Annotated in this window: 19 protein-coding genes; 13 read left to right on the top strand and 6 right to left on the bottom strand. The window is 70.7% G+C overall.

Features of this window, described 5'->3' with window-relative positions; genetic code table 11:
• The first annotated feature begins 260 nt into the window (after positions 1-260).
• From ACFXAZ_RS02595 to ACFXAZ_RS02580, 4 genes are all read left to right on the top strand, one after another.
• Positions 261-6,440, top strand: coding sequence for a DNRLRE domain-containing protein (locus ACFXAZ_RS02595; protein WP_384583925.1), 6,180 nt, complete (start codon positions 261-263; stop codon positions 6,438-6,440).
• 39 nt (positions 6,441-6,479) lie between these two features.
• Positions 6,480-6,839, top strand: a complete 360-nt coding sequence (locus ACFXAZ_RS02590; RefSeq protein ID WP_384583922.1) for a hypothetical protein — start codon at positions 6,480-6,482, stop codon at positions 6,837-6,839.
• Positions 6,840-6,947: 108 nt separating this feature from the next.
• Positions 6,948-7,892 (top strand): HipA family kinase, encoded by a 945-nt coding sequence (locus ACFXAZ_RS02585; protein WP_384583919.1) that lies wholly within the window; start codon positions 6,948-6,950, stop codon positions 7,890-7,892.
• Positions 7,889-8,167 (top strand): SelT/SelW/SelH family protein, encoded by a 279-nt coding sequence (locus ACFXAZ_RS02580; protein ID WP_384583916.1) that lies wholly within the window; start codon positions 7,889-7,891, stop codon positions 8,165-8,167. The genes ACFXAZ_RS02585 and ACFXAZ_RS02580 overlap by 4 nt, the downstream gene beginning before the upstream one ends.
• Positions 8,168-8,221: 54 nt before the next feature.
• On the opposite strand, the gene aceB is transcribed toward ACFXAZ_RS02580, so the two are convergent.
• Both aceB and ACFXAZ_RS02570 read right to left on the bottom strand, forming a co-directional pair.
• Positions 8,222-9,847, bottom strand: coding sequence for a malate synthase A (aceB, locus tag ACFXAZ_RS02575; protein ID WP_384583913.1), 1,626 nt, complete (start codon positions 9,845-9,847; stop codon positions 8,222-8,224).
• A 285-nt stretch (positions 9,848-10,132) separates the two neighbouring features.
• On the bottom strand, positions 10,133-10,738 hold the full coding sequence (locus tag ACFXAZ_RS02570) for an NTP transferase domain-containing protein (protein ID WP_384583910.1): 606 nt from the start codon (positions 10,736-10,738) through the stop codon (positions 10,133-10,135).
• 363 nt (positions 10,739-11,101) lie between these two features.
• Between ACFXAZ_RS02570 and ACFXAZ_RS02565 the strand changes: the two genes are divergently transcribed.
• A complete protein-coding gene (locus tag ACFXAZ_RS02565) occupies positions 11,102-11,374 on the top strand; it encodes a DUF5955 family protein (protein WP_384583907.1) in 273 nt (90 codons plus the stop codon).
• A gap of 62 nt (positions 11,375-11,436) precedes the next feature.
• On the opposite strand, the gene ACFXAZ_RS02560 is transcribed toward ACFXAZ_RS02565, so the two are convergent.
• On the bottom strand, positions 11,437-12,243 hold the full coding sequence (locus tag ACFXAZ_RS02560) for an IclR family transcriptional regulator (protein WP_384583904.1): 807 nt from the start codon (positions 12,241-12,243) through the stop codon (positions 11,437-11,439).
• 234 nt (positions 12,244-12,477) lie between these two features.
• On the opposite strand from ACFXAZ_RS02560, the gene allB reads away from it, so the two are divergent.
• Complete coding sequence (gene allB, locus ACFXAZ_RS02555; RefSeq protein WP_384583901.1) at positions 12,478-13,893, top strand: allantoinase AllB; 1,416 nt, start codon at positions 12,478-12,480, stop codon at positions 13,891-13,893.
• Positions 13,894-14,058: 165 nt separating this feature from the next.
• On the top strand, positions 14,059-15,234 hold the full coding sequence (gene alc / locus ACFXAZ_RS02550) for an allantoicase (protein WP_384583899.1): 1,176 nt from the start codon (positions 14,059-14,061) through the stop codon (positions 15,232-15,234).
• Between the two features lie 133 nt (positions 15,235-15,367).
• Here alc and ACFXAZ_RS02545 read toward each other — a convergent pair whose 3' ends face one another.
• Positions 15,368-16,117, bottom strand: a complete 750-nt coding sequence (locus tag ACFXAZ_RS02545; RefSeq protein ID WP_384583896.1) for an SDR family oxidoreductase — start codon at positions 16,115-16,117, stop codon at positions 15,368-15,370.
• Between the two features lie 177 nt (positions 16,118-16,294).
• Here ACFXAZ_RS02545 and ACFXAZ_RS02540 point away from each other — a divergent pair, with 177 nt between their 5' ends.
• Positions 16,295-16,921: a dihydrofolate reductase family protein gene (locus tag ACFXAZ_RS02540; RefSeq protein WP_384583893.1), complete on the top strand. Its 627-nt coding sequence runs from the start codon at positions 16,295-16,297 to the stop codon at positions 16,919-16,921.
• Between the two features lie 104 nt (positions 16,922-17,025).
• Positions 17,026-17,421: a ribonuclease domain-containing protein gene (locus tag ACFXAZ_RS02535; protein ID WP_384583890.1), complete on the top strand. Its 396-nt coding sequence runs from the start codon at positions 17,026-17,028 to the stop codon at positions 17,419-17,421.
• 162 nt (positions 17,422-17,583) lie between these two features.
• Here ACFXAZ_RS02535 and ACFXAZ_RS02530 read toward each other — a convergent pair whose 3' ends face one another.
• A complete protein-coding gene (locus ACFXAZ_RS02530; protein ID WP_384583887.1) occupies positions 17,584-17,778 on the bottom strand; it encodes a hypothetical protein in 195 nt (64 codons plus the stop codon).
• 171 nt (positions 17,779-17,949) lie between these two features.
• Between ACFXAZ_RS02530 and ACFXAZ_RS02525 the strand changes: the two genes are divergently transcribed.
• The gene (locus ACFXAZ_RS02525; protein ID WP_384583884.1) at positions 17,950-19,257 is read left to right on the top strand and encodes a sensor histidine kinase; all 1,308 of its coding nucleotides are present in this window, start codon (positions 17,950-17,952) and stop codon (positions 19,255-19,257) included.
• 180 nt (positions 19,258-19,437) lie between these two features.
• Here the strand turns inward: ACFXAZ_RS02525 and tnpA are convergent, their stop codons facing one another.
• The gene (gene tnpA / locus ACFXAZ_RS02520; RefSeq protein ID WP_384583881.1) at positions 19,438-19,899 is read right to left on the bottom strand and encodes an IS200/IS605 family transposase; all 462 of its coding nucleotides are present in this window, start codon (positions 19,897-19,899) and stop codon (positions 19,438-19,440) included.
• 27 nt (positions 19,900-19,926) lie between these two features.
• Between tnpA and ACFXAZ_RS02515 the strand changes: the two genes are divergently transcribed.
• From ACFXAZ_RS02515 to ACFXAZ_RS02505, 3 genes are all read left to right on the top strand, one after another.
• Positions 19,927-21,201: an RNA-guided endonuclease InsQ/TnpB family protein gene (locus tag ACFXAZ_RS02515; protein ID WP_384583878.1), complete on the top strand. Its 1,275-nt coding sequence runs from the start codon at positions 19,927-19,929 to the stop codon at positions 21,199-21,201.
• Positions 21,198-21,884, top strand: a complete 687-nt coding sequence (locus tag ACFXAZ_RS02510) for a response regulator (RefSeq protein WP_384583876.1) — start codon at positions 21,198-21,200, stop codon at positions 21,882-21,884. Before ACFXAZ_RS02515 ends, ACFXAZ_RS02510 begins: the two co-directional genes overlap by 4 nt.
• Positions 21,885-22,018: 134 nt before the next feature.
• The gene (locus ACFXAZ_RS02505; RefSeq protein WP_384583873.1) at positions 22,019-23,203 is read left to right on the top strand and encodes a cytochrome P450; all 1,185 of its coding nucleotides are present in this window, start codon (positions 22,019-22,021) and stop codon (positions 23,201-23,203) included.
• Positions 23,204-23,208 lie beyond the last annotated feature (5 nt).

Below are 23,208 nucleotides of genomic sequence, written 5' to 3'. Positions count from 1 at the left end.
GTTCGGGAGGTGTAGATCATGGAAGTGGGTGATCGGCAAGGTCACCTCTGTGGAGTGTGAGTGTTTCGTGAAGAGATCTCCTTGCTGTTCGGCGAATTCCCTCACAGCTCTCTCATGTTGGCTCCCCATGCGGTGGCACACAGGGTGCCACTCACCGGCACTTGGAGCTGTTGATGAGACGCAGGGGGAGAAGGCACTTCCCGGGCTCGGAGAGACGGGCAGTCAGATCCGGGATCTCATGGAGACATACGGCCCTCACGGTGGCCGCCCTTCTCGTGGCGGAGACGGCGTTCGTATCCCTGGAGACGAGTACCGCCTTAGCCGCCGGCTCCGGAACAGACACCACCACTACCGTGGCGGACGCGGCGTCCACCGCTTCGTCGGCGGACTCGGTGGCCGACGCGTTGCTGATGGCCCGGTTGCAGGACCGCAAGATCGAGGTGCTGTCGGAGCGGACGGAGACATCGACGACGTACGCGCTGCCCTCGGGGCAACTGGAGACATCGACGTACGCCGGCCCGATCCGGCAGCAGGTCGAAGGCACTTGGAAGGACATCGACACGTCGTTGTCGGACACGGGCGGGTCGCTGGAGCCGCAGGTGGCGGCTGCCGACATCGCGGTGTCCGACGGCGGTGACACCGCGCTGGCCTCGGTGGCCGAGAACGGCAAGTCGTTCGGTCTGGGCTGGGAGTCGCAGCTGCCCACCCCGACGGTGAAGGACGACACCGCTTCCTACGACCTGGGCGACGGCCGGACGCTGACCGTGACCGCGCTCGCGCAGGGCTTCAGCCAGACCATCGAACTGGACTCGGCCCCCGACGAGGCCCCCGAGTACCGCATCCCGCTGAACCTGGACGGGCTGACGCTGTCGACGGCCGACTCCGGCCACCTGCTGCTGAAGGACGACGGTGGAAAGCTGGTCGCCGAGGCGCCGGCCCCGATGATGTGGGACTCCTCCAAGGACGACACATCCGGTGAACCCCAGTACCACGCGAGCGTGGCGACATCGGTGGAGACCGCCGCGGACGGTTCACAGACCCTGGTCCTCACACCCGACAGCGGCTTCTTCGACCAGGATCTGACCTACCCGGTCACCGTCGATCCGACCTCCACCCTCGCGGTGACCACGGACACCTGGGTGCAGACCCCGGACTACACCGACTCGCAGGTCTCCTCGACCGAGCTGAAGTCCGGCACCTACAACGGCGGTTCGACCATCGCGCGCTCGTACCTGAAGTTCGACACCTCTGCCTTCAAGGGCAAGGCCATCACCGACACCAACCTTTCCCTGTACTCGTTCTGGTCGTCCTCCTGCACCGAGGGCTCCGGCACGCTGGTTCGAAGGGTCCTCGACGACTGGAACTCGTCCACGATCACCTGGAGCACCAAGCCGAACGCGGCCACCGCCGACCAGGTGATCAACACCGCGGCCAAGGGCTACTCCTCCGCCTGCCCGGCCGGCGCGATGAACTTCGACATCGACGACATCGTGACGGCGTGGGCCGACGGGTCGGCGCCCAACTACGGCCTGGTCATCCGCGGTGTCAGTGAGACGGACTCGCTGACCTGGCGGCGGTTCCACTCGGCCAACTACGCCTCCGGCGACAACTCGCTGGAGCCGCACCTGACGGTGACGTACAACTCCTACCCGTCCGTGCCCAGCGCGGCGGCGATCTCACCGTCGCAGGTCAACGCCTACAGCGGCAAGCGGTACGTCACCTCGCTCACCCCCACGCTGTCGGCGAAGGTCACCGACCCGGACGGGGCGAACACCAAGGCCCAGTTCGAGATCACGGCGGACCCCGCGTACGCGGACACCACCTACACCTACACCGGCAGCTCGGCGTCGGTGGCCTCCGGCTCCACCGCGAGCCTCGCCATCCCCTCGGCGAGCGCCTTCCCGGCCGGCGTACACCTGCGCTACCGGGTGCGCGCCTACGACGGAAGCGTCTACGGCTCCTGGTCCGGCTACACCACGTTCGTGATGAACACCGCCAAGCCGGCCGCGCCGACCATCACCTGCGGCACCTACGACGCGAACGCCTGGACGGCGAAAGCGGACGACGCCGACACCTGCACCCTCGACACCTCCTCCGCCGACGGCGCCGGCTACCACTGGGGCCTGGACGACCCCTCGGTGCCGAACCGGAAGCTGGACACCACTGACGGCAATGGCGGCGACGCCCTCACCGTGAGCATCGGCCCCGACGACGGCTGGCACACCCTCTACGCCCGCACCGTCGACTCCGGCGGCAACCTGTCCACCGCCACCACCGCCTACAGCTTCGGCGTCGGCGCCGACGGTGCGGCCATCCTTTCCCCGTCCGACGGCGCTCTCACCGCCCGCCGCCTCAAACTGGCCGCCAAGGGGCTCACCAGCTACACCGGCGTCACCTGGCAGTACCGGCGCGGCGACACCGACACCTGGAAGAACGTCCCGGCGTCCGACGTCACCGACGATGGTGACCCGCTCGCCGCATGGCCGGCCACCGTGACCGGCGGGGTCACCCCCACCCTCGTATGGAACGCTGTCGGCAGCCTCGACGAGGACGGGGTCATCGACCTGCGTGCCGTCTTCACCGACGGCACGACCACCGGCCACTCGCAGAGTGTCGGGGTCACCCTCGACCGCGATGCGAGCGACGCCGCCAACGCGTCGGTGGGCCCGGGGAGCGTGAACCTCCTGACGGGCAACTTCACCGTCTCCGCCCAGGACACATCGGCTTTCGACGCCATCGTGGAGAGGTCCCTCTCGTCGCGGGCCAACACCACCGCCACCGAGGGGCTGGCCGAGATCTTCGGCCCCGGATGGACATCCTCGCTCATCGCGGACACCTCCGGATCCGACTACATCCAGCTGCGCAAGACCTCCGCCTCCTCGGTCGAACTCCTCGGCTCGGACGGGTCCTCGACGGCGTTCACGGCGACCGCGAGCGGCTGGCAGCCACAGGTCCAGGACCTGGGCCTGACCCTGTCCGGCACCGTGTCGGGAGCCACGTTCACCCTGACCGACCTGGACGGCAACATCATCGTCTTCACCCGCATCGACAGCGGCAGCAACACCTGGGTGGTGTCCTCCAGCGCCAGCGCCGTCGACAACTCCACCGTCACCGTCACCTCGGAAACGGTCACCTCCGGCGGGGAGAGCCTGGTCCGGCCGAAGTATGTGATCTCCCCGACCACCGCCGTCTCCGCGTCGGTCTGCGCGACTGCCCCGGCCACCCTGGGCTGCCGGGTCCTGGAGTTCGTCTACGCCGGCTCCACCACGGCCACCGCCGGAACACCCGGTGACTTCGCGGGCCAGGTCATGTCCATCAAGCTGTGGGCGACGGAGCCCGGGGCGAGTGCGGCGACCGCGGAGACCGTCGTCCGCTACGCCTACGGCTCGACGGGCCGCCTGCGGGAGGTCTGGGACCCTCGGATCAGCCCACCGCTCAAGACGGAGTACACCTATGACGATTCGGGCCTGCTCGCGACCCTGACCTCGCCCGGGGACCTGCCGTGGTCCTTCACCTACGGCGAAGCCGGTTCCGCGCTGACGGCCGGGGAGGGCATGCTGCTCTCCGCGTCGAGGCCGACGCTGGCCGAGGGTTCCACGACCACCACGGACGGCACGGCCACGACGTCCGTCGTCTATGACGTGCCGCTCTCCGGAACGTCGGCCCCCAATCAGATGGACTCCGGCACGGTAGCCGCGTGGGGGCAGGCGGAAGCGCCCTCGGACGCCGCGGCGGTCTTCACGGCTGACAGCGTTCCCGCCTCCCACACGGGGGCGGACCTCGGCCCGGCCTCCTACGCCAAGGCCGCGATCACCTACATCGACGCCGACGGACAGGAGACCAACACCGCCCTGCCGGGAGGTGCTCTCACCGCCACGGACTACGACGTGTACGGGAACACCGTCGCCGCCCTGACTGCGGCCAACCGGGAGCTGGCCCTCGCCGACCCCGGTAACGCCCAGCTCCAGTCACTCGGTCTGGCACAGCTCTCCACCCGCGACCGGGCCAGACAGCTGTCGAGCGTCATGACGTACAGCGCGGACGGGCAGCGCCTCCTGGACGAGAAGGGACCCGTCCACTGGGTCCAGCTGGAGAACGCGCTGGAAGGCGACACGGCCGACGCCACGCTCGCCGCGGGCAGCCTCCAGCTCGCGCGTCAGCACACGGTCAACGCCTACGACGAGGGCAGACCGGCTGACGCCGCGGTCTCCGGACTCCTGACTTCGACCACCGCCGGCGCCTACGTCGACGGCTACCCGTCCGACGCCGACACCGTCACCCGCACCACCGCGTACGACTGGAGCACGGGCGAGGAGACCACCAGCACACAGGAGGGCTCGGATCTCCCCGACGCGACGACCTACGACTCCGCCGGGCGGATCGCCACCACGCGCACGGCAGGCTCCAGCGGTACCGACGCGGGCACCGTGACCTATACCTACTACACCGCCAGTGGCACCGGCACCTGCGCCAACCGCCCGGAGTGGGCCGGGCAGCTCTGCCGAACCGCACCCGCCGCCGACATTACCGGAGGCGGCGCCAACCCCGCACAGCTGCCTGCCACCGTGTACGCGTACAACCGCTGGGGGGGAGTCAAGAGCACCGCGGAGAGCGCGGGAGGCACGACCCGCACCACGACGTTCACCTACGACTCTGCGGGGCGCACGGTCAAGACGTCGGTCTCCGGCGGTGTCGGCGCGGCGGTCGCCGACCAGACCACGACCTACGACGAGGCCACCGGGCAGACCGCCACCCAGAGCGCCGGCGGCCGGACCATCTCGTACGGCTACGACGCACTCGGCCGAGCGGTCTCCTACGACGACGGAGCCGGAAACACCACCACGACGACCTACAACCGGCTCGACGCGGTCGTCTCGATCACCGACTCGGCTCCGTCCACCACCACCTACGGCTACAACTCCATCGGACAATTGACGTCCCTGCACGATTCGGTGGCCGGTGACTTCACCGCGACCTACGACGCCGACGGGACCCTGCGCAGCGAGACCCTTCCGGGAGGTCTGACCCTTGAGGTGAGCACGGACCCGGTCGGCAATGAGATCGGCCGTGCGTACCGCACCTCCGACGGCACCCTGGTGCTGTCCGACACGGCCGGATACACCATCAGCGGGCAGGTCGCCGAACACCGCCAGTCCGACGGGGGCACTCTCACCTCCCAGTACGCCTACGACTCCCTGGACCGGCTCGTTCGCGCGACCGACGAAACCGCGGCGGGCTGCACCGCCCGCGACTACGCGTTCGACGCCAACAGCAACCGCACCCAGCGGATCACCACTGAGGACGACTGCGACACGGGCACGGGCGACGCCGTCGTGGACACCCAGTCACTGACCTACGACACGGCCGACCGGCTCGTGAGCGGCGGCCGGGCCTACGACGCGTTCGGCAGGCTCACCACCGAAGGCGACGCCACTCTCACCTACTACTCCACCGACACCGTCCACACCGAGACTTCCGGGACCGAGCGCCGTACCTGGAGCCTCGACCCGTCCGGGCGCCCGAGCACCCGGACCGATTCCACCCGGGACGCGGCCGGCACCTGGACCGCGAGCGCCTCGCTCACCAACCACTACGGGGCCGGTGGCCAGGACGTCCTGTGGACCGCCACGGACGACGGGACCGTCGAGCGCAGTGTCTCCGACATCCTCGGCGACATGGCGGCGCTCACCACCGCGACCGGGGACGTCGTCCTCCAGCTCACCAACCTCCACGGCGACAGCTCGGTTCTCCTGCCGCTGGACACCTCGCTGGCGCCCACGGTCCAGCAGTACGACGAGTACGGGAACAGCCTCGACGGCACGGTGTCGAGCACCTACGGGTGGCTGGGCAGCCTCCAGCTCACCACGGACGGCCTGGCCGGCTACTACCTCATGGGCGCCCGGCTCTACGACGCGCAGACCGACCGCTTCCTCCAGCGGGACCCCCAGTACAACGGCGGCGCCAACGCCTACGTCTACTGCAGCGGCGACGGAGTCAACTGCCGGGACGTGAGCGGCCTCGGCGACTACTACCAGTACTACAGCCTGGGCAAGACCACAGCGACCGCAAGTAAGGTCTTCACGTACTGGAAGAACCACTTCAGCGCGATCTTCCCGATCCCCGGCCGCCCCAGCAAAATCACGAAGGAAGGCCAGAAGTTCACACTCTGGCCCTACAACGTCATGTACTTCCCGCTGAAGGTCAACAGCATCGGCAAGAGCTACCTACAGCTGGGAGCACGTGCCGGGCACCCGGACTACCCGGGCGGCTGGATAGGTTTCGACCTCTACAAGAAGAGCGGCACCATGAAACTGGAGATCCGAGGTCACACCGGCGGGATCTCGTGGCTTCTTCCCTCGGGGATTAACTCGGCCGCCGCCTACTACTACTGGAGGAAACTCGGAGCGAACCTGAAGAAGGTCGTCAGTACCAAGTTCTGAACACGTTCTGAATACCCTCCGTATCAAGGGAAGAAGAAATTGCAGAAAAAGAACCAGCTACGCCTCGCCTACATCTCGGCCGTAGGCGCGGTGGCCCTCGCCAGCGTGCTGGCCGACCCCGACGGCTTCAGCGCTCTCTCCGCTGCCCCCATCGTCCTCACGCTGCCGACCAGCGTGGTGCTCTCGCCGGTGCTGTTCGCCGTGGTGGGCATCGCGAGCGCTGTTCTGGCACCCGCGGTCGACGCTCTCGGAATCAGCGATGACGGTGTGATCGCCGTCCTCTCGGTCCTCTCCGCCGTCATGGCCGCCTTCCTCAACACGTTGGTCGTCGGCCTGCTGTTCCGGGGCGCGCGCCGCTGCCGGCTCCGGCACGCCCGACGGGGTGCCGTAGGAACCTGAGCCATGGCGTGAGTGCCTCCTGACGAGGAACCAGGAGGCACTCAGGCCGGCTGCCGCCGGGACTCCGCTCGACCGGGGCCATGGCGGAAGCCCGTATAGCCTGGGGAAATGCTGAGAGAGGTCACTGCCACCCGCTATATCGAACCCCTGCGCTCCGGCGGCTCCGTCCCCGGCGTTGTCGAGGCCGATGACCTCGGTACCTATGTCGTGAAGTTCACCGGCTCCGCGCAGGGGCGCAAGGCGCTGGTCGCCGAGGTGATCGTCGGGGAGCTGGCGCGGGCGCTCGGGCTGCGGTTTCCCGAGCTGGTGCTGGTGCTCTTCGATCCGGCGATCGCCGCGCACGAGGCCCACCATGAGGTGCGGCAGCTGCATCGCGCCAGCGCGGGCGTCAATCTCGGCATGGACTTTCTGCCGGGCGCCCGGGACTTCACCCCCGAGGTGGCCGAGACGTTTCGGGTCGGGTCGCGGGAAGCGGGCCGGATCGTCTGGCTGGACGCGCTCACCGTGAACGTGGACCGTACGATCCACAGCTCCAACCTGATGATCTGGCCCACCCTCGGCACCGTACCGCCGCGGCTGTGGCTGATCGACCATGGCGCGGCCCTGGTCTTCCACCACCGCTGGGACGGCACCGACCCCGCCAAGCGGTACGACTTCCGGCATCACGCCCTCGGTCACTACGCCCCGGACCTGCGGGCCGCCGACGCCGAGCTGGCGCCGAAGGTGACCGAGGAGTTGTTGCGCCGGATCGTCGCCGAGGTGCCGGACGGCTGGCTGGCGGACGAGCCGGGGTTCGCGACGCCGGACGCGGCCAGGGAGGCGTACGTCGCCTTTCTGCACGCGCGCGTGCGGGCCTCCGCGCAGTGGCTGCCCACCGGCTTCCCGACCCGGGAGGAGATCGCCGCCGAAGAGGTCCAGCGGGCCGCGCGGACCCAGCGGGGGCGCCCGCAGTGGCTGAAACGGGTTCCCGATCTGCACGGGGAACCACCGACGGAAACATCGGCTGAACCGTCGGCCGATGAGGGAGAGAAAGGGGCGGTGCGTCCGCGATGAGCCGTGTGGAGATCGAGTACTGCACCCAGTGCCGCTGGCTGCCGCGCGCCGCCTGGCTGGCACAGGAACTGCTCACGACCTTCGAGACCGAGCTGACCGAGCTGGCGCTCAAGCCCGGCACCGGCGGGGTGTTCGTGGTCCGGGTGGCCGATGAGGTGGTGTGGGACCGCCGTGAGCAGGGGTTCCCCGAGCCCACGGCGGTGAAGAGACTGGTGCGTGACCGGGTGGCCCCGGGGCGTTCCCTGGGGCACTCGGACAGAGCGGGTGGGGGGTGAGCCGGCGAGGGGTGGCCCGGCCCATCGGCCGGCCCATGAGGCCGGCCAGGGCGTTCAGCCCCTGAGCTGCTCGTACGCCGGCAGGGTCAGGAAGTCGGCGTAGTCCTCGTCCAGGGACACGGTCAGCAGCAGGTCATGGGCCTGCTGCCAGTGACCGGCGGCGAACGCCTCCTCGCCGATCTCCGCGCGGATGGCGGCCAGATCCTCGGCGGCGACCCTGCGGGCCAGCTCGGCGGTGACCTTCTCGCCGGTGTCGAGGACGACGCCCGCGTTGGTCCACTGCCAGATCTGCGAGCGCGAGATCTCGGCGGTGGCCGCGTCCTCCATGAGGTTGAAGATGGCGACCGCGCCCAGGCCGCGCAGCCACGCCTCGATGTAACGGATACCGACCTGCACCGCGTTGACCAGGCCCGCGTAGGTCGGCTTGGCGGTGAGCGAGTCGATGGCGATCAGGTCGGCCGCCTTGACGTCGACATCCTCGCGGAGCCGGTCCTTCTGGTTCGGCCGGTCGCCGAGAACCTTGTCGAAGGACTCCATGGCGATCGGCACCAGGTCGGGGTGGGCCACCCAGGAGCCGTCGAAGCCGTCCCCGGCCTCACGGTCCTTGTCGGCGCGGACCTTCTCGAAGGCCACCTTGTTGACGTCGGCGTCCCGGCGCGAGGGGATGAACGCCGCCATGCCGCCGATCGCGTGCGCCCCGCGCTTGTGACAGGTACGGACCAGGAGTTCGGTGTAGGCGCGCATGAACGGGGCGGTCATCGTCACCGCGTTGCGGTCCGGCAGCACGAACCTGGGGCCGCCGTCACGGAAGTTCTTGATGATGGAGAAGAGGTAGTCCCAGCGGCCCGCGTTCAGCCCGGAGGCGTGGTCGCGCAGCTCGTAGAGGATCTCCTCCATCTCGTACGCCGCCGTGATCGTCTCGATCAGGACGGTGGCGCGGACCGTGCCCCGCGGGATGCCGACGTAGTCCTGCGCGAAGACGAACACGTCGTTCCAGAGGCGGGCCTCCAGATGCGATTCGGTCTTCGGGAGGTAGAAGTACGGGCCCTTGCCGAGGTCGATCAGCCGCTGGGCGTTGTGGAAGAAGTACAGGCCGAAGTCCACCAGCGCGCCGGGGACGGGGGTGCCGTCGGCGTCGGTGAGATGGCGCTCGTCCAGATGCCAGCCGCGCGGGCGCATCACGACGGTGGCCAGTTCCGCGTCCGCCCTGAGCGCGTACGACTTGCCGGAGCCCGCGTCGGTGAAGTCGATGTTCCGGGTGTAGGCGTCCCGCAGATTGACCTGGCCCAGGACCACGTTCTCCCAGGTCGGCGCGGAGGCGTCCTCGAAGTCCGCGAGCCAGACCCGGGCGCCCGAGTTGAGGGCGTTGATGGTCATCTTGCGGTCGGTGGGGCCGGTGATCTCCACCCGGCGGTCGTTCAGCGCGGCCGGGGCGGGTGCCACCCGCCAGTCGGGGTCCTCGCGGATCGCGGCGGTCTCCGGCAGGAAGTCGAGGGTCGAGGTGCGGGCGATCTCGGCGCGGCGCTCGGCCCGGCGGGCCAGGAGTTCACCGCGCCGGGGCGTGAACCGGCGGTGCAGCTCGGCCACGAAGGCGAGCGCCGCGTCGGTGAGGACCTCCTCCTGCCGGGGCAGGGGCTCGGCGTCGACGATGGCGAGCGGAGACGGCGCTGGTGCGGACATGATCTGTCACTTCCTTCAGCGAGCTACTTCAGCGAGCTACTTCGGCGAACCCTGTGCGGTGCCGGCACACCCCCTGGCACCGCGTGCCCATGCAGGCAAACAGGGCGACGGACGCCCGGACGAACCGCCGGGCGCTTCTGAACAGTGGATACTAGTTTCCTCATGGTGGAAGTTCAACGGTCTGTCGATGTCGAGAATCACGGGTTCGAGCCAAGATGGCGCTGGGTGCCACGCCGCTCACTCCAGGTGTCATTGCTCCAGGCGGCGATCACTCCTCCAGGCGGGTCACTCCTCCAACAGGCCAAGGTCGGCCTCCGTGTCGATGTCGTACGCGCGGGCCACGTCCCCCACCTCCACGAGCGTGATCTCCCCCGCGTGCTCCTGGAGATAGGCCCGCGCCCCGCGGTCCCCGGTCGCGCTCGCCGCGACCCCGGCCCAGCGCTCGGACCCGAACAGCACCGGATGCCCGCGTACGCCGTCGTAGGCGGCCGAGACGAGCGAGCCGGTGCCCGTGTACGCCCCGAGCACCCGGCCGGCCGCCTCCGGCCCGATACCGGGCTGGTCGACCAGGAGGACCAGCGCGGCGCCCGCACCGGTCCCGTCCAGCGACGCGAGCCCCGCGCGCAACGAGGAGCCCATGCCGCGCTCCCACGCGGGGTTGTCCACCAGCACACATCCATCGAGCCGGGCTTGCTCGCGTACGGCAGCCGCCCGCGCGCCCAGGACGACATGGACACGGTCGCAGCCGGCCGTACGCAGTACGCGCACCGCGTGTTCGACGAGCGGCCGTCCTCGGTGCCGGAGCAGTGCCTTGGGGCGTCCGCCCAGCCGCCGGCCGCCTCCGGCGGCGAGCAGCAGACCGGCGACCGGGAGCCCGTGATGATCCGTCATGGGTCCTGCTTACCCGCCCCGGGGGCGCGGGGCGCGCGCGGGGCGTCAACCGGGCGTTCCGGCGGGCGCCGGGGGCGCGCACGGCGGACTGAATTTCGGCCTGCGTGGTGGCGCGCCCCGCGCCGGGTGGCGTTTACTGACCGCGTTCGCCCGGTGCCGGTCACCGTCGGCGGGCGACGGGGCGGCAGGGCGACAGGGCGGGAACACGAAGGGGCAGCGCACGGGTGCGTGCGCAGGGGGAGAACTGTGTTCAACAGCTTGGGGCAGATGCCTGCGGCAGGCAGTGGTGTGTCAGGCGGCGGTGTGTCGGGCCGTGGCGTGTCCGGCAGTGGCGTGTCGAGCAGTGGCGTTTCGGGCAGTGGTGTGGATCCCAGGGCGGCGGAGCTGGGGACGGCGGTGTCCCGGCTGCGCCGTGAACTGGCCGCGCTTCCGGCCGAGTTCCCCGACCGGACGATCGCCGAGGACGAACTCGCCGCACTGGCGGCGATGCTCACCCATGGGCCTCCCGAGCCCGCACGACTCCACCGCTCGCTGCTGCTGATCGCGGGGGCGATCGGCTCGGTGAGCGCGTTGTCGAGGGCGCTGGGGCAGGTCAGGGCGGCGGTGGAGCTGTTCGGGGGGACGCCGAGGGTATGAGCACGGGGGAGTGAGGGGGAGCGCCGGAGGGGGCGTGGGGGTGTCCGGGGGTTGCGGTGGCGTCAGATGCCTGAGCTGCCCGAACTGCCCGAGCTGGCCAGGGCCTGGGACAGTTCCAGGGCGGTCTGCTGGAGCACCGGCACGATCCGCTCGGTCGCGTCCTCGGTGACCCGCCCGGCGGGCCCGGAGATGGAGATCGCCGCGGCGGTGGGCGAGTCCGGCACGGACACGGCGAGACAGCGCACGCCGATCTCCTGCTCATTGTCGTCGATGGCGTAACCCGCCCGGCGTACGTCCTCCAGGGCCGCCAGGAACCCGTCCGCCGTCGTGATGGTCTTGTCCGTCGCGGCCGGCATGCCCGTACGGGCGAGCAGCGCGCGCACCTCCTCCGGCGGGAAACCGGCCAGCAGGGCCTTGCCGACGCCCGTGGAGTGCGGCAGCACCCGGCGGCCCACCTCGGTGAACATCCGCATGGAGTGCTTGGACGGCACCTGCGCCACGTACACGATCTCGTCGCCGTCGAGCAGCGCCATGTTCGCCGTCTCGCCGGTCTCCTCGACCAGCCGGGCGAGATAGGGGCGGGCCCAGGTGCCGAGCAGCCGGGACGCCGATTCGCCCAGGCGGATCAGGCGCGGGCCGAGGGCGTACCGCCGGTTGGGCTGCTGCCGTACGTATCCGCAGGCCACCAGCGTGCGCATCAGACGGTGGATGGTGGGCAGCGGCAGTCCGCTGCTCGCGGACAGCTCGCTCAGGCCGACCTCGCCGCCCGCGTCCGCCATCCGCTCCAGCAGGTCGAAGGCGCGCTCAAGGGACTGGACGCCGCCACTGGGGGTGGACCTGGCGGAGTCGGTGGCGCTGGACGACGGCACGGCGCGTTCCTTTCGGGGCGGGCAGGAAAGGCAGCAGCCTACCCGGCGGTCCTGTCGACTGCCCGCGGATGCGCAGCCCGGTTCTGCTTGCCGGAAGTGTAATTCCGCCTTGCGGAAACGTCCAGGGGTGGTCCGAGGGTGCACTGTGGAGAAGTGTGCCTCTTGACGGGGCTTCGGCGGGAGTGAAGACTCCAGCAGCAGATTCAACAAAACGTTGAATGGAGAGGGGTTTGGGTGTCCGACGCCGAACTGCCGCGCTCGACCGCCGAACTGCTGCTGCGCTCCACGCGCGTCGTCACGCCCGAGGGGACGCGCCCCGCGACGGTCGCGGTCACGGGCGGCACGATCACCGCCGTACTGCCCTACGACGCTCCGCTGTCCCATGGCGCCCCGCTGTCCCACGATGCCCCGCTGCCCCACGATGCCCCGCTCTCGGCGCCCCGGATCGAGGATCTCGGCGATGACGTGCTGCTGCCCGGTCTGGTGGACACCCATGTGCATGTGAACGACCCCGGACGCACCGAGTGGGAGGGCTTCTGGACGGCGACCCGCGCGGCGGCGGCCGGCGGCATCACCACCCTCGTCGACATGCCGCTCAACTCCCTCCCGCCGACCACCACGGTCGAGAACCTGCGGGTGAAGCGGGAGGCGGCCGTCGGCAAGGCGCACACGGACGTCGGTTTCTGGGGCGGCGCGCTGCCCGGCAACGTCAAGGATCTACGCCCGCTGCACGACGCCGGGGTCTTCGGTTTCAAGGCGTTCCTGTCGCCTTCGGGCGTCGACGAGTTCCCGCACCTCGGCCCGGACGAACTGACCCGGTCCATGGCGGAGACGGCCGGTCTCGGCGCTCTGCTCATCGTGCACGCCGAGGACCCGCACCGGCTGGCGGCGGCCCCGCAGCAGGGCGGCCCCCGGTACGCCGACTTCCTGGCCAGCCGCCCGCGCGACGCCGAGGACACGGCGATCGCGGTCCTCCTGGACCGCGCGAAACGCCTGCACGCGCGCGTGCACATCCTCCATCTGTCCTCCTCGGACGCGCTGCCGCTGATCGCGGCGGCCCGGGCCGAGGGCGTGCGGGTGACCGCGGAGACCTGTCCGCACTATCTGACCCTGACGGCGGAGGAAGTGCCGGACGGGGCCAGCGAGTTCAAATGCTGCCCACCCATCCGCGAGGCGGCCAACCAGGATCTGCTGTGGCAGGCGCTGGCGGACGGCACCATCGACTGTGTGGTCACCGACCACTCCCCGTCGACCGCCGACCTGAAGACCGCCGACTTCGCCACCGCGTGGGGCGGCATCTCCGGCCTCCAGCTGAGCCTGCCCGCGGTCTGGACGGCGGCCCGGAGCCGGGGCCACACCCTGGCGGACGTGGCCCGCTGGATGTCCGCCCGCACCGCCGCCCTGGTCGGCCTCGACGCCCGCAAGGGCGCCATCGCCCCCGGCCGCGACGCCGACTTCGCGGTCCTCGCGCCCGAGCAGACGTTCACCGTGGACCCGGCGGCCCTCCAGCACCGTAACCGGGTCACCGCCTATGCGGGCCGGACGCTGTACGGCGTGGTGAGGTCCACGTGGCTGCGCGGTGAACGCGTCTTCGCGGACGGCGAGTTCACCGGGCCGAGGGGGCGGCTGCTGATCCGGCCCCCTGGCTGACGGGCCCCGGGTCACTGGTCCGACGGGCCCTGGGCCGCTGGCTGATCGGCCTGGCCCACCGGCTGATCGGCCCGGCCCACCGGCTGACCGACCCCAGGGGAAGCCTGCCGACCCCGACCCCTGCCGAACCCCACCCATCGACCCCGAGAGGAAGACACGATCACCGTGACGGCGACCCCCAGTTTCACCGGCGACGCGCAACCCTACGGCGGCGGTGACCCGTACGCGGACTACCGCACCGCCGACTTCCCCTTCACCTCGTACGCCGACCTCGCCGATCGTCGGCTGGGTGCCGGGGTCATCGCCGCCAACGACGAGTTCTTCGCCCAGCGCGAGAATCTGCTGGTGCCGGAGCGGGCCGTGTTCGACCCCGAGCACTTCGGCCACAAGGGCAAGGTCATGGACGGCTGGGAGACCAGGCGCCGCCGCGGGGTGTCCGCCGAGCACCCCTGGCCCGCCCCGGACGACCACGACTGGGCGCTGATCCGGCTCGGCGCGCCGGGGGTGATCCACGGGATCGTCGTCGACACGGCCCACTTCCGCGGCAACTATCCCCAATCGGTGTCGATCGAGGGCACCTCGCTGCCCGGCTCCCCGTCCCCCGAGGACCTTCTCGCGGCCGACGTGCAGTGGACGACGCTGGTGCCGCGCACCCCGGTCGGCGGCCACGCGGCGAACGGCTTCGCGGTGGCGCCACGGCAGCGCTTCACCCACCTGAGGGTGCATCAGCACCCCGACGGGGGCATCGCCCGGCTGCGGGTGCACGGCGAGGTCGTCCCCGATCCGGCCTGGCTGGCGGCGCTGGCCACCTTCGACGTGGTGGCACTGGAGAACGGCGGTCAGGCCGAGGACGCCTCGGACCGCTTCTACTCACCGGCCACCCACACCATCCAGCCAGGTCGCTCCCGCAAGATGGACGACGGCTGGGAGACCCGCCGCCGCCGCGACCAGGGCAACGACTGGATCCGCTACCGTCTCGCCGCCCAGTGCGAGATCCGCGCCATCGAGATCGACACCGCCTACCTCAAGGGCAACAGCGCGGGCTGGGCGTCGCTGTCCGTGCGGGACGGCGAGAACGGCCAGAACGACCAGGACGGCCAGAACGGCCAGAACGACCAGGACGGTGACGACCGCGACTGGCGGCTGATCCTCCCGCGCACCCGCCTCCAGCCCGACACCAACCACCGCTTCACCCTGCCCACCCCGGCCCCCGCCGCCACCCACGCCCGCCTCGACATCTACCCGGACGGCGGCATCTCCCGCCTGCGCCTGCACGGCTCGCTGACCCCGGAGGGCGCGAAGCGCCTGGCGGCACGGCATCGGGAGTTGGGGGCCGGCTGAGGAGAGCGGCCGTCCGACGCGGGGACAGGGGGTACGGGGGACAGGGGGCTACGGGGACGGAGCTCCTCGCTGGTCTCTTCCCCGTGCCCAGCGCATGCCCCTGCCGCGTCCCCGCCGCACGCCCCCGGCGCACCTACGCCGCATGCCCCCCGTCCACGGAGAACTCCGCCCCCGTCACATACGCGGCCCCCGCCAGATGGGCCACCGTCTCCGCCACCTCCTCCGCCGACCCGAACCGCCCCAGCGCCGTCAGCGCGGACTGGCCCGCCCCGATCGGCCCCGCCGCCGGATTCATCTCCGTGTCGATCGGCCCGGGATGGACGATGTTCGCCGTGATCCCGCGTCCCCCCAACTCGCGCGCCAGGGCCTTGGTGAGCCCCACCAGCGCCGACTTGCTCATGGCGTAGAGGGTCCCGCCGGCGCCCGGCACACGCTGCGTCATGCACGTACCGATCGTGATGATCCGCCCGCCCGGCCCCATCCGAGCGGCGGCGGCCTGCGACGCCAGGAACACCCCGCGCACATTCACGGCGAGCACCCGCTCCACGTCCCCGAGCGACAGGCTCTCCAGGGGGCCGAGCAGCCCGACGCCCACGTTGTTCACCAGCACATCGATCCCGCCCAGCGCCTCGGCCGCGCGGTCCACCGCCCCGGCGGACTCCGCCGGGTCCCCGGAATCGGCCCGCAGGGCGACCCCGCGCCGCCCGAGCGCCTCGACGGCCCGTACGACGTCTTCGGCCGCGTCCTCGCGGCTCACGTACGTGATCGCCACGTCGGCGCCCGCGCGGGCGAGCCGTAGCGCGGTGGCGGCGCCGATGCCCCGGCTGCCGCCGGTGACCAGCGCCTTTCTGCCCGCCAGGGTGCCTCGACCGGGCTGCGACATGCCGGAAGCGGCGTTCTGAGGGACGCTCTGAGAGATGTTCCGGGGCGTGTTCCGAGGGTGGCTCCGCGGGACGTCCTGAGAATTGAATTCGTTCGTCATGCCTCCATCCCAACCGGCACGGCACCCACACGCTGGCGGCGGACGGACACCGCGTTCCCCCTCACAGGCAGGCACTCCATGGGCAAGCTGGTTCTCACCGCATTCGTCAGCCTCGACGGCGTCCACCAGGCCCCCGGCGGCACACAGGAGGACACCCGCGACGGCTTCACCCAGGGCGGCTGGACCGTCCCGTACGCCGACAAGGACTTCGGCGTGTTCATCGCCCACGTCTTCGACCGTGTCGGCGCGTTCCTGCTGGGCCGCCGCACGTACGACATCTTCGCGGCGTACTGGCCGAGGGTCACCGACCCGCAGGACCCGGTCGCGGGTCCGCTGAACGCCCTGCCGAAGTACGTCGCCTCGGCGACCCTCAAGGACCCGGCGTGGTCCGGCACCACCGTGATCGGCGGGGATCTCACGAAGGAGGTCACCGAGCTGAAGGGGTCCACCGAGGGCGAACTCCAGGTGCACGGCAGCGCGGCCCTCGCCCAGTCCCTGCTCGCGGCGGATCTGGTCGACGCCATCCATCTGCTGACCTTCCCGGTCGTCCTCGGCGCGGGCCGCCGGCTGTTCGCGCCGGGCGGGCTGCCGACCGCCTTCCGGCACGGGGGCGGACAGATCACGTCGAAGGGCGTGTCCATCCAGACGTACGAGCGCGCGGGCCGCCCGGAGTACGGCGACTTCCCGCTGCCCGAGGCCGCGTAGCGCGGGCCCGCTTCGTTAACACCGGGAGAACTCATGGGACATGACGGGAGATTCCGCCGACTTGTCATTGACATGCCATCGTCTACGCGCGTCATCATGAGGGCATGAGATTCCCCCCACGGACCTCCCGCCTCGGCGTCGCGGCAGCCCTGCTGTCCGCGCTCCTCGTCGGTGGCACGGTGAGCGCGAACACCGCCACCGCCGCCCCCACCGCGTACGGCAGCATCTGCTACAGCGACCTGCCGTCGCAGGCGTACGACACGCTCAACCTGATCACCCGGGGCGGCCCGTTCCCGTACCCGCAGGACGGCACCGTCTTCCAGAACCGGGAGCGGCTGCTGCCCATCCAGTCGACCGGCTACTACCACGAGTACACCGTCAAAACCCCTGGCTCCTCCACCCGCGGCGCGAAGCGGGTCGTCACCGGTGAGCAGCACGAGGAGGACTACTACACCGCCGACCACTACGCGTCGTTCGATCTGATCGACTACGACTGCTGAGCGATCGATCGGCCGATTCCGGCACATCTGAACGTCCGTGCACCGCACCCCTCGCCCCGCGGCTCCCCCCACCGAACGCCGCGGAGCGAGGGGTGTCCTGTCGGGTGCCGCCCGCGACCCGTGACCCACGCCTCCTCGTGTCACGCTCCGTCCCCCCTCATCTCATCCGGACTTTCGGCTCTCCGCCGCCGCGAACAGCGCGAACGCGAAGACGATCAGCACGACGCCGCCGAAGACCTCGTAGCCGTCGAGGAACCGGTGCACCACTCCGCCGCCCCAGCCGGTGCACCGCTGCACCAGGGCCAGCACGCCCTGCACCAGGGCGAGCAATCCCAGAATCTCCAGCAACCGCTTCATGGCCTCAAGCCTCCCGCCGGGTCCGGGGCGTGCGCATCGGCCGCCGGGCGGGAGCAGGGCGACGGAAGTCTGCCGTGCGCCGCCCGGGGCGCGCCGAAAGTCTCGGGGACCCGCGACTTTGGTCGGGGATCTTCCGCGCGGGGCGGTGCCGGGGCGCCGTACTGCGTAGATTTGTCGACCGTGAAGGGTCAGACTCAAGGAGCGGCACAGCCGCCGTCGGTGTACTCGTTCGAGGGGCGCCGCTGGCTGCTCCCGTCCGCCGTCGTGCACGAGCTGGACCCGGACGCCCCCCGTTCGGGCAGGTCGGGACGCCCGCGCCGGACCGCGCGGGACTGGGTCGTCGACTTCGCCCTGTTCCTCATGGCCGCCTTCATCGGCGCGCTGGAAGCGGACAACCTGAGCAGCTACGGCCTCTCGCCCCAGGTCGCCGGGCTGGACCAGCTCGTCGGCGCGCTGGCCTGTGCCGCCATCTGGCTGCGCCGCCGCTGGCCCGTCGGCCTCGCGGTCGCGCTGCTGGTCGCCGGCCTCGTCTCCAGCACCGCCGGCGGTGCCTCCCTCGTCGCCCTGTTCACCGTCGCCGTGCACCGGCCCTTCCGGTACGTGGCCTGGATCGGCGGCATCGGCCTGCTCCAGGCCCCGCTGTACTACTGGATGCGCCCCGACCCCGACATGCCCTACCTGGTGGCCGTCGGCTTCTCCGTGGTGCTCGTGCTCGGGGTCATCAGCTGGGGGCGGCTCGCCCGGTCCAAGCGCGAGCTGATGCTGAGCCTGCGCGACCGCGCCCGGCACGCCGAGAGCGAGGCGCAATTGCGTGCCGACCGGGCCCAGCGGCTGGCCCGGGAGTCCATCGCCCGCGAGATGCACGATGTGCTCGCCCACCGGCTCACCCTGCTGAGCGTGCACGCGGGCGCGCTGGAGTTCCGCCCCGACGCGCCCCGCGCGGAGGTCGCCCGCGCGGCCGGTGTCATCCGCGAGAGCGCCCATGAGGCGCTCCAGGACCTGCGGGAGATCATCGGCGTCCTGCGCGCCGGGGACTCCGACGAGTCCGGCCGCCCCCAGCCCACCCTCGCCGCGCTGGACGCGCTGGTCGCCGAGTCCCGCGAGGCCGGCGCGAAGGTCCATCTCCACCAGCGGGTCACCGACTCCGACACAGTGCCCGCGTCCGTCGGCCGGACCGCCTACCGCATCGTTCAGGAGGGCCTCACCAACGCCCGCAAGCACGCGCCCGGCACCGAGGTCACCGTGACCGTCAACGGCGGCCCCGGTGCCGGGCTCACCGTCCAGGTGCACAATCCGGACCCCGAGGGCGAGGTCCCGCCCGTCCCCGGCTCGGGACAGGGCCTGATCGGCCTCACCGAGCGGGCCACACTGGCGGGCGGGCGCCTGGAGCACGGCCCCGGGGCGGAGGGCGGCGGGGGCGGCTTCGAGATACGGGCGTGGCTGCCGTGGGTGGTGCGGGGGGACGGGGCCGGGGCGTGACGTCCGGGAGGGCTCTCCAGCCCCGCTCCCGTCCAGCAGCACATCCAGCAACCCGTCCGGCAGCCTGTCAGCACCCCTCCGGCAAGCCCGTCCGGCAGCCCGTCGGGGAGACCATCCGGGAGGCCGTCCGGAGGCGGGCTCCGACGTGATCACCGGGTTCTTTGCAGAATGCCCCGGCGTTCACGCCGGGGATGAAAGCGTCTCAGGGCTGCTCTGACGTGCGTTTTGGAGCGGACGTTGTTGCTGTTCGATGTACTGGCGGACGATCGCCAGTGGTGCTCCGCCGCATGACGCGGAGAAGTAGGAGGGCGACCACAGGTGTCCGTGCATGAGGGCGTGGTTGGCGTGGCCGGTGAATTCCTGCCGTATCCGGCGGGCAGAGACGCCCTTGAGGCTGTTGATCAGCTTGGAGACGGCGACCTTGGGCGGGTAGTGCACCAGGAGGTGGACGTGATCGCGTTCGCCGTTGAACTCCTTCAGCTCCGCTTCGAAGTCGTCGCAGACCTTGCGCATGATCTCTTCGCAGCGGATCAGCATCTCGTCGTCGAACACCCCGCGCCGGTACTTCGTCACGAAGACCAAGTGCACATGCATCGCCGAAACAACGTGTCTTCCAGGCCTGTAGTCGTTCTGCCCATCCATGAGACCAATCGTAATAGGATCTTGGCCATGCAGCTCCGCTACAACTACCGGGCCTACCCGGACGCTACCCAGTGCCGTGCGCTGGCGAAGGCGTTCGGGTGCGCCCGCGTGGTGTGGAACGACTGCCTGCGCGACCGCAGGGAAGCACACGCGGCCGGGCTGCCGTACGTGAAGTCGGCCGAGCTGTCCCGGCTGCGCATCACCCAGGCCAAGCACACCGAGGAACGCGCCTGGCTCGCCGACGTCTCGGCCGTCGTCCTGCAACAGTCCCTGCGGGACCTGGACACCGCCTACAAGAACTTCTTCGACTCGGTCAAGGGCAAGCGGCGGGGCCGCAAGGTCGGCCCTCCCCGCTACAAATCGAAGAAGGACACCCGGCAGTCGGTCCGCCTCAACACCAACGCCTTCTCCGTCCGGGAGAACGGCAAGGTGTATGTGGCCAAGGTCGGCGACCTCAAGGTCAAGTGGTCCCGTCGGCTTCCGGCCCCACCCACCTCCCTGACCGTCACGAAGGACAGCTCCGGCCGGTACTTTCTTAGCTTCGTCGTGGACACCGGGCCGGACATCCTCCCCGAGTCGGACACCGACGCCGGTATCGATCTCGGTCTGTCCGCCTTCGCTGTCCTGTCCGACGGCCGGAAGATCGACAGTCCCCGCTTTCTGCGCCGGGCCGAGAGGAAGCTCAAGCGCCTCCAGCGGGAGCTGTCCCGCAAGGTCAAGGGATCGAAGAACCGGGCGAAGGCCCGGATCAAGGTCGCGCGCCAGCACGCCAGGGTGGCGGACCGGCGCCGGGACTTCCACCACAAGGCTTCCACACAGATCATCCGCGACAGCCAAGCGGTGTACCTGGAAGACCTCGCGGTGTCCGGCCTGGGGCGCACCCGGCTCGCCAAGTCCGTGCATGACGCGGGATGGTCGGCGTTCGTCGGCATGCTGGAGTACAAGGCGGCTCTGCACGGCCGCACCTTCGCGATGGTGGACCGGGCGTTCCCGTCCTCCCAGCTCTGCTCGGCCTGCGGATTCCGGGACGGTCCCAAGCCCCTGCACATCCGGGAGTGGCCGTGCAGGGCATGCGGCATCATGCACGACCGCGACCACAACGCAGCCCGCAATGTCCTCTTCGAGGGACGCCGTATCGTCGCCGCCGGACGGGCGGAGAGAGCAAACGCCTGTGGAGCGCCGGTAAGACGGGCACACGTGCCCGCACAGCGCGGTGAAGCAGGAAGCCCCCGGAAGGGTCGGACGACCCAGGCCGGAATCCCTGGACTTTGGGCCAGGGAGCACGTCAAGTTGGGGCCATGACTGCGATCAGACTGGTCCTCGTCGACGACGATCCCCTCGTCCGCGCGGGACTGTCGTTCATGCTGGGCGGCGCCGAAGACATCGAGATCGTCGGGGAGGCGTCCGACGGCACCGAGGTGGAGGCGCTGGTGGACCGGGTGCGGCCGGACGTCGTCCTCATGGACATCCGGATGCCGGCCGTGGACGGGCTCACCGCGACCGCGCGGCTGCGGGCCCGCGAGGACGCGCCCCAGGTCGTGGTCCTGACCACCTTCCACGCGGACGAACAGGTACTGCGCGCCCTGCGCGCGGGCGCCGCCGGATTCGTCCTCAAGGACACTCCGCCCGCCGAGATCCTCGACGCGGTGCGCCGGGTCGCGGCGGGCGATCCCGTGCTCTCGCCGACCGTCACCCGCCAGCTGATGCAGCACGCGGCCGGAACGACGGGCGACGACCGCCGGGCACGCGCGCGTGCGCGCGTTTCCGCCCTCAACGACCGTGAGCGCGAGGTCGCCGTCGCCGTCGGCCGGGGCCTGTCCAACGCCGAGATCGCGGGCGGCCTCTACATGAGCGTGGCCACCGTCAAGACCCATGTCTCCCGCGTCCTCGCCAAGCTCGACCTGAACAACCGGGTACAGATCGCGCTCCTCGCGTACGACGCCGGACTGCTCGACGGGGCCGCTGACGGGCCGGGCGGCCACTGACGACGGGACGGCGACGGCTCGGGCCGTGCGGGCTCCTGTCCGTGTCCGTGTCCGGGCACCGAAGAGAACTCCCGTCCGTTGGAAGCTGCGAACGGGGAACAACGGGGAACAGCCGACGGTGACGGGGGACCGTGATGGTGGAAGTGATCGACCTGGGGGAGTACGGCGAGTCGTTCCGGACGGATCCGCATCCCGTCTACGCCGAACTGCGCAAACGCGGGCCCGTGCACCGGATCCGCCCGGCCGGCGTCGACAGCGGCTACGAGGCGTGGCTGGTCGTCGGGCACGAGGAGGCGCGCGCGGCGCTCGCCGATCAGCGGCTGGCCAAGGTCGGCAGCCGGATCAAGCTGACCTTCCTGGACGTCGACCTGATCGGGGACCATCTGCTCTCCACGGACCCGCCCCAGCACACCCGGCTGCGCTCCCTCGTCTCCCGCGCGTTCACCATGCGCCGGGTGGAGCGGCTGCGCCCGCGCGTCCAGGAGATCACCGACCAGCTCCTCGACGCCATGCTGCCGTTGGGCCGCGCCGATCTGGTGGAGTCGTTCGCCTTCCCGCTGCCGATCACGGTGATCTGTGAACTGCTCGGGATCCCCGAGACGGACCGCGCGCAGTTCCGCGAGCTGTCCACGGAGGCGCTCGCGCCGACCGACGCGGACAGCGAGTACGCGGCGGTGGCCCGCCTGGGGGAGTACCTGACGGAGCTGATCGAGGACAAGCGCAGCGCGGGCCCCGGCGACGATCTGCTCAGCGACCTGATCCGCACCACCGCCGAGGACGGCGACCGGCTCTCCGTGGCCGAACTGCGCGGCATGGCCTATCTGTTGCTGGTCGCCGGCCATGAGACCACGGTCAATCTGATCACCAACGGGGTGCACGCGCTGCTCACCCACCCCGGGCAACTCGCCGCCCTGCGCGCCGACATGAGCCTTCTCGACGGGGCGGTCGAGGAGACCTTGCGCTACGAGGGACCGGTGGAGAACGCCACCTTCCGCTTCGCCGCCGAGCCGCTGGACATCGGCGGCGTCGCCATCCAGAAGGGCGAGGCGGTCCTGATCGGGCTCACCGCGGCCGACCGCGACGGCGACCGTTTCCCCGCCCCCGACCGCTTCGACATCCAGCGCGACACCCGCGGCCATCTGGCCTTCGGCCACGGCATCCACTTCTGCCTGGGCGCCCCGCTGGCCCGCCTGGAGGCCCGCACCGCCCTGCGCAGCCTTCTGGAGCGCGCCACCGGCCTCGCCCTGGACGGCCCACCGGGCGAGTGGCTGCCGGGGATGCTGATACGGGGGATGCGGAGCCTGCCGGTGCGCTGGTAGGCGGC

Origin of the sequence: Streptomyces sp. NPDC059477 (assembly GCF_042749375.1) — a bacterium.
In the GTDB taxonomy this organism is placed as follows: Bacteria; Actinomycetota; Actinomycetes; order Streptomycetales; family Streptomycetaceae; genus Streptomyces.
The sequence above is the reverse complement of the archived record's forward strand: the minus strand, read 5'-3'. Positions and strand labels throughout refer to the sequence as shown.